This is a genomic window from Deltaproteobacteria bacterium (assembly GCA_020848745.1).
GTDB lineage: Bacteria > Desulfobacterota > Binatia > UTPRO1 > UTPRO1 > UTPRO1.
Genome location: JADLHM010000011.1, coordinates 1 through 10,143, shown reverse-complemented (window position 1 = coordinate 10,143; position 10,143 = coordinate 1). Strand labels below are relative to the sequence as shown.

General features: G+C 68.2%; 13 protein-coding genes. 7 read left to right on the top strand and 6 right to left on the bottom strand.

What is annotated here, in order from left to right:
• Window positions 1-120: 120 nt before the first annotated feature.
• Window positions 121-1,074: an SRPBCC family protein gene (locus tag IT293_01150; protein MCC6763243.1), complete on the bottom strand. Its 954-nt coding sequence runs from the start codon at window positions 1,072-1,074 to the stop codon at window positions 121-123.
• 376 nt (window positions 1,075-1,450) lie between these two features.
• On the opposite strand from IT293_01150, the gene IT293_01145 reads away from it, so the two are divergent.
• The gene (locus IT293_01145) at window positions 1,451-2,827 is read left to right on the top strand and encodes a DUF2156 domain-containing protein (GenBank protein MCC6763242.1); all 1,377 of its coding nucleotides are present in this window, start codon (window positions 1,451-1,453) and stop codon (window positions 2,825-2,827) included.
• Window positions 2,828-2,837: 10 nt separating this feature from the next.
• Here the strand turns inward: IT293_01145 and IT293_01140 are convergent, their stop codons facing one another.
• Window positions 2,838-2,993, bottom strand: a complete 156-nt coding sequence (locus IT293_01140) for a DUF433 domain-containing protein (GenBank protein ID MCC6763241.1) — start codon at window positions 2,991-2,993, stop codon at window positions 2,838-2,840.
• Window positions 2,994-3,163: 170 nt separating this feature from the next.
• Between IT293_01140 and IT293_01135 the strand changes: the two genes are divergently transcribed.
• Window positions 3,164-4,414 carry an acyl-CoA/acyl-ACP dehydrogenase gene (locus tag IT293_01135; protein ID MCC6763240.1) on the top strand — a complete coding sequence of 417 codons (1,251 nt, stop codon included), beginning with the start codon at window positions 3,164-3,166 and terminating at the stop codon, window positions 4,412-4,414.
• A 165-nt stretch (window positions 4,415-4,579) separates the two neighbouring features.
• On the opposite strand, the gene IT293_01130 is transcribed toward IT293_01135, so the two are convergent.
• Together IT293_01130 and IT293_01125 are read right to left on the bottom strand one after the other, a co-directional pair.
• The gene (locus IT293_01130) at window positions 4,580-4,972 is read right to left on the bottom strand and encodes a type II toxin-antitoxin system VapC family toxin (GenBank protein MCC6763239.1); all 393 of its coding nucleotides are present in this window, start codon (window positions 4,970-4,972) and stop codon (window positions 4,580-4,582) included.
• The gene (locus IT293_01125) at window positions 4,969-5,283 is read right to left on the bottom strand and encodes a type II toxin-antitoxin system Phd/YefM family antitoxin (protein MCC6763238.1); all 315 of its coding nucleotides are present in this window, start codon (window positions 5,281-5,283) and stop codon (window positions 4,969-4,971) included. The genes IT293_01130 and IT293_01125 overlap by 4 nt, the downstream gene beginning before the upstream one ends.
• A 17-nt stretch (window positions 5,284-5,300) precedes the next feature.
• On the opposite strand from IT293_01125, the gene IT293_01120 reads away from it, so the two are divergent.
• Both IT293_01120 and IT293_01115 read left to right on the top strand, forming a co-directional pair.
• Window positions 5,301-5,639 (top strand): hypothetical protein, encoded by a 339-nt coding sequence (locus IT293_01120; GenBank protein MCC6763237.1) that lies wholly within the window; start codon window positions 5,301-5,303, stop codon window positions 5,637-5,639.
• A gap of 75 nt (window positions 5,640-5,714) precedes the next feature.
• Window positions 5,715-6,182 carry a carboxymuconolactone decarboxylase family protein gene (locus IT293_01115; protein ID MCC6763236.1) on the top strand — a complete coding sequence of 156 codons (468 nt, stop codon included), beginning with the start codon at window positions 5,715-5,717 and terminating at the stop codon, window positions 6,180-6,182.
• A 244-nt stretch (window positions 6,183-6,426) separates the two neighbouring features.
• Here the strand turns inward: IT293_01115 and IT293_01110 are convergent, their stop codons facing one another.
• The gene (locus tag IT293_01110) at window positions 6,427-8,235 is read right to left on the bottom strand and encodes a hypothetical protein (protein MCC6763235.1); all 1,809 of its coding nucleotides are present in this window, start codon (window positions 8,233-8,235) and stop codon (window positions 6,427-6,429) included.
• Between IT293_01110 and IT293_01105 the strand changes: the two genes are divergently transcribed.
• The gene (locus IT293_01105) at window positions 8,206-8,682 is read left to right on the top strand and encodes a hypothetical protein (GenBank protein ID MCC6763234.1); all 477 of its coding nucleotides are present in this window, start codon (window positions 8,206-8,208) and stop codon (window positions 8,680-8,682) included. The genes IT293_01110 and IT293_01105 overlap by 30 nt on opposite strands.
• A gap of 97 nt (window positions 8,683-8,779) precedes the next feature.
• Here the strand turns inward: IT293_01105 and IT293_01100 are convergent, their stop codons facing one another.
• Window positions 8,780-9,145 (bottom strand): hypothetical protein, encoded by a 366-nt coding sequence (locus tag IT293_01100; protein ID MCC6763233.1) that lies wholly within the window; start codon window positions 9,143-9,145, stop codon window positions 8,780-8,782.
• A 485-nt stretch (window positions 9,146-9,630) separates the two neighbouring features.
• On the opposite strand from IT293_01100, the gene IT293_01095 reads away from it, so the two are divergent.
• Together IT293_01095 and IT293_01090 are read left to right on the top strand one after the other, a co-directional pair.
• A complete protein-coding gene (locus IT293_01095) occupies window positions 9,631-10,011 on the top strand; it encodes a type II toxin-antitoxin system RelE/ParE family toxin (GenBank protein ID MCC6763232.1) in 381 nt (126 codons plus the stop codon).
• The coding region (locus tag IT293_01090; protein MCC6763231.1) for an XRE family transcriptional regulator at window positions 10,011-10,143 on the top strand (133 nt) is incomplete at its 3' end. The genes IT293_01095 and IT293_01090, both read left to right, overlap by 1 nt.

The following is a 10,143-nucleotide window of genomic DNA, read 5'->3' as shown; positions in this document are numbered from 1 at the left end:
TCCGCGATCGACGGCGTCGCGCGACCCTCGGCGTATCGCACAGATACGCGGTCGGGTCGCGCTCCTTGCGCTCGCGGCGGCTCACGGTTCTCGCTCGAAACCGATCCGTGGCGCAGACTCCTAGCGCACCGGCTCGCGCGCGGCGTTGTCGAGATCGAGCACCGCCTGCGCGATGCGCTCCGCCGAGAAGACCTCGTCGGTCTCTTCGCCGGGCCAATCCTTCGGGTCGAAGTAGAACGTCATCGTCACGCGCGTTCCGTCGTGGTGGGGCTGCACCCTCCACCAGCCCCTGAAGTAGACGGGTGCCCGGTTGTTGCCCTCGACGATCCAATACACGGCCGTGGCAGCCGACGTCGGATCGGCCATCGTGTCGGAGTGCCGCACCTCGACGGTGAACGAGTGCCGGGGCTCCGGACCGAACGTGAGCCGCACGCGCTCGGATTCGCCCGCGGGCTCCATGGGCTCCACCGTGGCAACCGAAGGAAGCACGCGCGCCCAGAGCATCGGATCGCGGAATGCCGCGTCGAGCGTCTTGCGCGCGAGGCGTGAGACCGTCGTGGCTTCCATCGAGCGGAGCAAGCCCGGGATGCTGGCCTTCTCCTGGAACACGTCGACCGGTCCGATTTCGATCAGCCGCCAGCCCTGGCGTCCGACGGGCAAGCGCGGCCGCTCTATCCGCCATACGCCGCCTTCACGCACCAACTGGAGATCTTCGGTGACGATCGTGGTCGGCGTAAAGAGGTCCCACCGAGAGCGGGATATCTTGGCGCGGAAGTCCGCTTTGACGAGGGCCGTATCGCCGTCCTGCCGCACGAGCCGCGCGCTGCCGCGCTCGAACGTGTAGTGCGTGAACGCGCAGTAGGCCTTCTCGGGCGGGTCGGGCCGCGGCGGCCCGTCACGTTCCCGCTCGTAACGGTGCTCGACCGCGAGGAAGTTCTCCCGCGTACCCGCGGAGTACAGACGCCACACCTCGTCGCACCGCCAGGCTTTCGAGGCCTCGAGGAAGTTCACGGCCGTTTCCACGGGGCCGCCGGTTGCCGCGTGGGTGGCGGAGGCCGCGAGGAACGCGGCCACGGTGGAGACGCCTACGAGAGTCCGTCCGCGACGGACGATGGAGCGCATGGCAGGCAACACTCGGCGACCAGCTCATCACAAGTCGTTCCATGCGAGAACCGTGATTCCGCGACATCGCCGTGCCGCTAGGCGCGCCATCACATGGAGCATCGCATGTAGGTTCTCTCTCAGTGGGGCTGTCGCCGTCGGATTGGCGGTCGCGCATCGGCGAGCCGCCCGCCGGCCGCTCGCGTCAACGCGAAGCCGCCGGGTCGAGCGCCGCACAGCCCGGCTGCGGGTGGGCGACGCCACTTTCGCGGCCACGCGATGGGTTCCGGCATGCGTGCCTCCTCGCTTGTCAGCGTCGCACGGGCCGAGCACACTCGACGCGCACGCGATGACTCGGGCAGACGAACGACCGCTCGCACTCTTGGCACGACACGGATGGAACTCGACGGCCTTCCAGACCGTCAAAGCCGGGTGCTCGTTCTTCTTCGACGGCGACGACGCATGCGTCGCCTACCTCGATACCGGGTCCGCGTGGGTGGCCGCCGGCGCACCGATCGCCGCCCCCGACCGCATCGCGGCCGCCGTCCGCGCGTTCGTCGCCGCGGCGGAGGCGGCCGGCCGGCGCTGTTCCTTCTTCGCCGCGGAGCGCCGCCTCGTCGACGCGACCGACGGGCTCCGGGCGCTCGAGATCGGCGAGCAACCTGCCTGGGATCCGCGCGCGTGGCCCGACATCCTCGCCGACCACCGGAGCCTCCGCGAGCAGCTCCGCCGCGCCCGCGCCAAGGGCGTGCGAACCCGTCAGCTCTCGGCGACCGATCTCCACGCCGACGCCACCCGGGCCGCCGTCCGGCGCCTCTCGAAACGTTGGCTCGCGACGCGCGGCATGGCTGCCATGGCCTTTCTCGTCCGCCTCGATCCGTTCGCGCTCGCGCGCCACCAGAGCTTCTTCGTCGCCGAACGCGACGGCCGGCTCGTCGGCTTCGCTGTCGTACTGCCCGTCCCGGCGCGACGCGGCTGGTTCATCGAGACGCTGATCCGCGATCCGAGCGCCCCGAACGGGACGGGCGAGCTCCTGGTCGACGCCGTCATGCGCTGGGCGGCCGCTTCAGAGGGCGAATGGGTGACCCTCGGGCTCGCGCCTCTCGCGGGCGAAGTGCCGCTGCCCTTGCGGGTCGCGCGCCGGGGGGCGCGTCCGCTCTACGACTTCGAGGGCCTGCGCTCGTACAAGGCGAAGCTCCGTCCGACCGACTGGCAGACCATCTATCTGGCGTTTCCGGCGCGGCAGAGCGCCGTGGCATCGATCGTCGACGCGCTCCGCGCGTTCACCGGGAACGGATTCGCACGCTTCGCGTGGCGCTCCTTCGTCCGCGGGCCGACCGCGGTGCTCCGCGTCCTCGCCCTCCTGCTCGTTCCGTGGACGATGCTGATCGCGGTCGCCCCGACGCGTCATTGGTTCGGAGCGCCCTGGGTCAAGTGGGGATGGGTCGCGTTCGACGTCCTGATCGCGGCCGGAATCTTCCGGCTCATGCGTCGTCCGTCGATCACACTCGGGGCGGCGCTTGCGGTCGCCGTCACGTGCGACGCGCTCGCCACCGCGACACAGGCCGTGCTGTGGAATCTCCCCTCGGCGACGAGCGGCTTCGACTACGCGATGACCGCGGTCGCGTGCGCGGCCCCGACGATCGCCGCGATCGCGCTCTGGGGCGCGCAGCGGCGCCGGATCACGCTCGGGTCGCACGATGCCGGGGCCCGCGCCCCCGGGTGACGAGCGGTCGTCACCGCATCCGCCCCGTGCGTGCACGCTCCGTATCGACGGTCATCGCAGGGAAGTCCGCGAGGACGGCCGCTTCGCTCATTCCCCCCGCCATGTACTCCAGCACGTCGTACACGGTGATGCGGGTCCCTTTGATGCACGGTTTCCCGCCGCACACGTCCGACTGCGGAGGTCATGTCGCCGAGCCCGCGCGAGAAGGCGGGGAGTGCTGCCTTCTGTGAAACGGCGCCAGCATTGGGGCTGCCGCGACGCGGTGGCCGCAATCAGGGATCGCGACGGACTCCCGCTCGCCACGAGCATTCCGATCGTCTACGTTGAGGAGGAGCCATGATCGCACACTTGCTCAGCGAAGCTCAGAAGAAGGTCGTCGACGACGCCCGCGCGTTCGTCAAGGACACGCCGCGTCAGCTCATCCTCGACATGGACGCCGAGATCGTGCGCTTTCCGAAAGAGTGGCTCCGCGAGGCGGCCAAGCGGAACCTGCTCGGCGTGCGTCACCCGGAGGCGTGGGGTGGCCGCGGCATGGACTGGGTGACGGCCAGCGCGGTCTGCGAGGAGATCGGCAGCCTGAGCTACGAGCTGGCCTGTGTCTTCGGCGTCGGCGCCGACCTGGTCTGCGATGCCATCATTCGTCACGGCACCGACGCGCAGCGCGAACGCTACGTGAAGCCGCTGCTCGCCGGCGACCTGTTCGCCGCGGAGTGCCTCACCGAGCCGCGCGGCGGCTCGGACTTCTTCGGCGCTACGACGACGGCCAAGGATTGCGGCGACCACTTCCTGCTCAATGGCCAGAAGCGCTTCATCGTGGGGGCCGAGGGCGCGGATTACTTCCTGGTGTACGCGCGCACGAACCCCGATCCGAAGGCGCCGCCGCAGAGCAGCATCACCTGCTTCATCGTCGACCGTGGCCCCGGCGTGGAGACCAAGTACCTCTACGGCTTGATGGGCTGCCGCGGCGGCGGCACCGGACGCCTGGTGTTTCGCAACGTCGAGGTTCCGCGCGAGAACGTCGTCGGCCAGGTGCACGGCGCCTTCCCGGTGTTCAACACCATGATGATCCCCGAGCGCCTCGGCACCGCGGCGATGACCGTCGGCGCCGCCCGCCCGGCGCTCGAGGTCGCCACCCACTACACCTCGCGGCGCAAGGCCTTCGGCCAGGTCATCAACCGCTTCCAGGGCGTCAGCTTCCAGGTCGCCGAGGCCGCCACGCTGCTCGATGCCTGCCGCGCCATGGTGTACGCCACCTCGCGCGCCGCCGACGATGTCGCGGACATGGACCACGTGCGCCGGTTGATCTCCGAAACGAAGAAGTTCGTCACCGAGTCCTGCCAGAAGGTGGTGCACAACGCCATGCAGGTGGTGGGCGGCATCGGCTACACCAACGTGCTGCCACTGGAGCGCATCTACCGCGACATCCGCCTCGCCTCGATCTGGACCGGCACCAACGAAGTGATGGCCATGATCGTCGCCCACGAGTGGTACCGCGAGCACGGCAAGCACAGAGTGGCGGCGTTGGCGCGCGACTATGCGCGCGATGCGGCGGAGGCGGATGCCGCTGATGAGATCATCTACGAGTAGCGCGGCGGCCGGGCGTACGGCGACGACCGTCGTCGTGCTGCGTTCCCTTGCAACGTGTCGGCGCACATTCCCGCGCGCCTGGCCGAGGGATCCGGACGGACGCTCGGCGAGCCCCGCCTGGTCGCCAAGGCGTGGACAGCTCGAGCTCCGCGGAGCCCTGCGCCATCACCGCGCCCACAGCATCTCGACATCGTAGGACTCGAAGACGTCGTCGGTACTCATGAGCGGCAGGTCCTCGATGCGAGCTTGCGCGACGAGCACTCGGTCGAACGGATCACGATGATGCTGAGGCAGGGCAGCCGATTCGATGGCGTGGAGTTGCGTGATTGGCAATGGCGTTACACGGGTGGCAGCGCTGCGCGTGGAGACGAACTCCTCGACCGAGCAGGGGAGGCGGAGCTTGCCGACTGCGACTTTGATGGCGATCTCCCACGGCGTCGCGGCTGAGAGCACCAGCTCGTTGCGCTCAGCGGTGAGGATGCGGCGTGCCTTCGCGCTCAATCGGACCGGCGCGTTCCGCATCCAAATCCAGACTTGAGTGTCGAGCAAGACCTTCACGCGCGGGGTGCCCGACGCGGCGCGGCGCGCCCTGCACGGGGACGACGGCCTTGTGAGCGGCTCGTCGCCATGGGCCGACTGCCGTAGAACGCGTCGACGATGGCGTCGGGTAACGGTGCGTTGAAATCCTCCGCATCCCATACGACGCCCTCGTCGCCACCAAGCACGCGCGGTCCCGTATCCGGCGCAAGCGGGACGATTCGAGCCACGGGCCGCCCGGCGGCGGCGATCACAATCTCCTCGCCACCACGAACGCGCCGGAGCAATCGCGACAGGTGAGTCTTGGCCTCGTACACGTTGACCGATCCCATGGTGTCGAACCTATATCTTGACCAAGACATTGGTCAACTGGACAGGAACCGGGTTCGCTGCCGCGCGCATCCCCTTGTCGCCGGTCATCCGCCAGCGTGCCGTGCGTCTCCGCACGTACCTCCGCGTGGAAGGCCTCGTGCTCGCGCCGCTCCTCTTCGGTCATCTGATCGAGTGCGAAGGTGAGCTGTGCGCGGGCCTTCACCAGCCGCTTCTTCGTCTCGTCCGTCTTCCGCTGCACCGCGAGGAACTCCAGGGATTCCTCGCTGGTGACGCCGTCCGGCCGGAGCTCTTCGGGGCGCTTGTCGCCGTCCGCCCCGATCATCTCGCACTCGTGCACTTCCTTGGCGCAGCGTAACGCCTCCGCTCCGGAGCTCCGCTGATCGCGCTCCACGAACTGGCGGGACTCTCGGGACTCCGGTATCGGGAGTCCATGCACCAGCGTCTAGACTACAAGGTCGCCTCGCCCGGCGCGTTCAAGGCGATGCTCGGCGTCGAACAGCAGGTTCATCAGAGCGGGTTGGAGGACTCCCTGCTCGAGCTGATCAAGACGCGCGCTTCCCAGCTCAACGGCTGTGCCTGGTGCCTGGACATGCACACCAAGGACGCCCGAGCGCGCGGCGAGACGGAGCAGCGTCTGTACCTGCTGTCCTCCTGGCGCGAGGCGCCGTGCTACAGCGAGCGCGAGCGTGCGGCGTTGGCCTGGACCGAAGCGGTCACGCGGATCGCCGAGGGAGGGGTGCCCGGCGAGCTGTATCTCGAGGCGCGGCGCCACTTCGACGAGAAGCAGCTGGTCGATCTGACCCTCGCGATCATCGCGATCAACGGTTGGAACCGGATGAATGTCGCCTTCCAGACCGAGGTCGGCAGCTATGTCAGCCCGCATGGGCCGAAGCGCTGAGGTAGATAGATAGGCAGCACTCCCCGCACTTCGAAGTCGGGCGTTCGTCTCTCTACTGCCGTTTGCCGCAGCGGCCCGATCGTGTCGACGACGGTCACTATCGGCTACGACGCCCCTTGGCGCCAGGTGCACGAGCTGCCGCCCGCTGCGGCCGCCCGAGGCGCCGGTGCTGGGCGCCCGGAGTACGCGGACGCCGACCGACGGCGGAGGAGGCGGCCCCGTGGGTCCGTCGGAAAGCTGCGCTCTACGGGCCTGCGACCGCCGGCAGGCACAGGACGCCTTCCTTCGCCGCGTCGAGCGTGCCGGCGTCGAGGTCGTTGGCGACATGCCGGCCCGGCTTCTTCACGAACTTCGCCTGCGCCATGCAGAAGGCGGTCGTCCCCTTGGTGCCACCGCAGTCCGTTTCCTTCGTGCACCCGCCGGCGGCGTTCACGGGCGCGGCGTCGGCGCAGCGGCCCTTCGTCCGGGCGACCTGGAAGCAGAGGAGCCGCGCGTCGTGCTTGGCCGGCCCGCCGTTCGCGCCGACCGGCGTACAGAGGCGGACGATCTTCTTCAGCGTGACGCGCTTCGGCGGCGCGGTGAAGCCGTCGGCGACCGTGAGCTGGAGAATCTTCGAGAGCTTCGGCTGACCCTTCGCGAGCTTCGCGGCGTAACAGAGGAAGCGATCGACCTCGCTCACGCTGAGGCTCGGAGACGAGAACGGGTCTTCCGCGGTCGGCAGCAGCACCTGCCCGGCCTTGGCGGTGTCGACGACGAGCGCACCGGCCTGCGACAGCACCGCGATGCCGGTCCGCGGCGCCGGCTTCGGCTGGCCCTTCTGCAGCTTCAGCGCGTAGGCCTCGAGATGGGTTTCCGGATCGACGAGGCCGTCGGCGCTGGTGTCCGCGGGGAGACAGAGCTCGGCCGGCTTGGTGAGATTCACGAGCACGTCGTCGAACGCGCCGTTCACGCGGACCCCCGCAATCGGCGCGAACTTCGGCGAGCCGGCCGCGGGCTTCGCCGGGTAGCAGCGGAACGGATCGATGTCGCTCGCGCAGGGCACGACGGTCCACGCGATCGTCTTCTCCGTAAAGTTGCCGACGATGTCCCAGGCGAGGACCGTCGTCTCCTTCGCGCCGGCGGCGGTCGTGTCGAGCGCCTGACCATTCGCGATGCCTTCGCCGCAGCCGTCGATGGAAGACTCCCCGTCGCTGCACGTGAAGGCCGCGGCGTAGGGCGCGCCCTGACAGACGACCGCGCCCTCGACCGGCGAGGTCACGACGAGGTGCGGTGGTTTGACATCGCCGGTCGCCGCCGTGTTCGGGAAGACGAAGATCTCTTCGCCGACCGCGTGTGCCTTCGTGAGCGGCGCTTTGAAGATCAGCGAGCCGAGCGCCTCGACGGGGCGCGCTTCGACGTTCTCGCCCGCGACATTGATGACGACGTAGTCGCCAGGCTCGAAGCCGTCGTTCGAGTCGACGTGCAGCGTGTGGTCGCCGGGAAGGCTCGCCTGCGACACGACCGTCTTCCCCTTCACGTTGCCGTCGCGGTCGAACTGTTTCAGGCTCGGCCTCGACTTCAGCGGACCGCTTTCGGAGGTTCCGAACGCCTTCGCCTCGATCGTCAGCTCGTCGCGCTGATCGAACTGCACCGTAACGGTGAATTCGGCGGTCGCGTGGCCCTCGAGGTCGACGAGCTGCGGCGCCGATTTCGGGGAGACCGCTCCGACCGTGTCGCGGCCGATCACGTAGACGTCGCTGAGCGCGTCGTCGGACGTGTTCTCGACCGTCGCCTTCAACGTGGCGAGCCCGTCCTGGTCGACGCCCACGAGCACGAACGACTTGAGCTTGAGCGCGCCCTCCGTGCCGCCGGGCTCGAGGAAGGAGTACTCGACGAACCCGAACTTGTGGCGGTTCCAGCGATCGACCACCTCGACCTGCGCGACGTGGGCAGCCTCGAAGAAGCTCGCCGGAATGATCGCCCCGTCGACGTCCGCATCGTCGTCGAAATCGAGCGTGAACACCGCGCTCGTCGAGGTGATCGAGTGGACGCCGGCCTGGCCGAGGTCCGTCACCTGGATCGTCCACTTCCGGCTGACGGCGTCCGGCCCCGACGTGTGGCTGTCGAACTCGTCGGCGGCAAGCTCGACGTGACCGGGGGCGGCGGCAACGACGTCGTCACCGTGTTGGCATCGAACGTGAGCGGGTCGGTCAAAGCTTCGCTCGGCGAGGGCCTCAACGTGCTGTCGTTCAGAATCGGAAGCAGCTTTGGCGGGTCCATCGGCGCCACGAGCGGCAGCGGCGATGACGTGCTGACCCTGGACGCCGTCGCAGTCGCAAAGAACGTGAAGTTCACGGCCGGCGAGGGTCAGAACCTGGTGGAGGTCACGCAATCGAACGTCGCGGGCAAAGTAGAGATCAGGACCGGCAACGGCGACGACACTATCGACCTCACCAACAGTCCGATTGGCGGAGCGGTCACGATTGCCGCCGGCGGCGGTACGAACGGCATAACGCCGTGAGCTGACCCGACGGCGGCGTCCGGCGTCCTCGTGGTCGCCGCCGTCGGCTGAGCTGCCCGGAGCCGCAGGATCTCGTGCTCGCAGGGTGGATCGTCATCTAGTACTGCATCCGGCGATCGAACGCGTTCGACAGATGATCGGCGAGCTCCGCGTCGGGGCCGGTCGGGGCTTTGACGTTGAACCCGACCCGCACGCTGCCGTCCGCTTGCTGCCAGACCGTGACGGTCACGGTGGACGAGCCGCGGTAGCCGACGATCGTGCCGCGGGCACGGTCGACGCCGGTGATCGTGACGCCGAGGTCGGCGGCGGCGCCCTGCGCGGCGTCCCACGAGCGGTCGAATTTGCTCGGGCCGGGGCGATGGACCGGGGCGGGCTCGTAGTAGACGCAGCTTGCCGTCAGCGAGAGCGTGAGTGTGACGAAGAAGGCGACGCGGAGCGTCCGCAACGGTCGTGGTATCGGCATCGTGGGGTCTTACAGTAAGCCAGCGGCGGGTTGCGTGCCAAGTCGAGGGGCGCGCAGCGCGGCCGCCCGGCGCAGCCTCGTGCGATCGACCCGAGACGGCCCTCGTCAGCGTTCGCCCCACCAGTCCGAGGCTTACAAAGTGGTCCCAGGGGGAATCGAACGGCCACCCGATCAATGACGGCGACGTCGAGAAATCGCGGCAACCTTCTATAGTTGCAGCGGTAACGGTCGAAGAGTCGCCCTCCACAAAACGGCCCGAAAAGGCCCGAAAGAGCCCGAAGGGGGGCGAATACGGGACCCGGTCCCGTCGAGGAGTCGTGAGCTTCTTGACGAGTCGTCGGTACCGTCTGCCCCGCGGAAAAAGGCCGACCTGACCTGTCAACGTGCGAGTGCGGGTGGTGACCGTCGTGGCCCGTCGTGAAGTATCGCTCCACCCGAACACCACGGGCTCGACCATTCATGCCAGTATTGGTATACATCATCGGGTGGAGAAGCCCGGATCGGTACCGCCCACGTCGATCATCTGGATCGGCAGCAGCCGGCGCGACCTGCGGACCTTTCCATCGGAGGTGCAGAAGGGTGTCGGCTACGCGTTGTGGTTTGCGCAGCTCGGCGGCAAGCATCCTCATGCGAAGCCGCTTCGGGGTTTCGGTGGAGGGGGTGTCATCGAGATCATCGAGGATTTCCGTGGCGACACGTATCGGGCGGTCTACACGCTGAAGCTGGGCGGATTCGTGTACGTGCTTCACGCGTTCCAGAAGAAGTCGCGGCGCGGCGCTGAGACGTCGAAAGGTGATCTCGCGCTGATCCGATCGCGTCTTCGGGCAGCGGAAGCAGACTACCAAGCGCGAAAGGAGAACGATTGATGGCTAAGAAGATTGCAGTCTCGGTTGGAAGCGGGAACGTCTTCAAGGATCTCGGTCTCAAGAACGCGGAGGAACTCCTGGCGAAGGCCAAGCTCGCGGCTCGCATCGTCCAGATCCTCGAGGAACGGGAGC

What these genes read in the sequence shown, in the direction of transcription:
- IT293_01145 (MCC6763242.1), top strand. Translation starts at nt 1,451, where the DNA reads ATGACTCGGGCAGACGAACGACCGCTCGCACTCTTGGCACGACACGGA.
- IT293_01135 (MCC6763240.1), top strand. Translation starts at nt 3,164, where the DNA reads ATGATCGCACACTTGCTCAGCGAAGCTCAGAAGAAGGTCGTCGACGAC.
- IT293_01125 (MCC6763238.1), bottom strand. Translation starts at nt 5,283, where the DNA reads ATGGGATCGGTCAACGTGTACGAGGCCAAGACTCACCTGTCGCGATTG.
- IT293_01115 (MCC6763236.1), top strand. Translation starts at nt 5,715, where the DNA reads ATGCACCAGCGTCTAGACTACAAGGTCGCCTCGCCCGGCGCGTTCAAG.
- IT293_01100 (MCC6763233.1), bottom strand. Translation starts at nt 9,145, where the DNA reads ATGCCGATACCACGACCGTTGCGGACGCTCCGCGTCGCCTTCTTCGTC.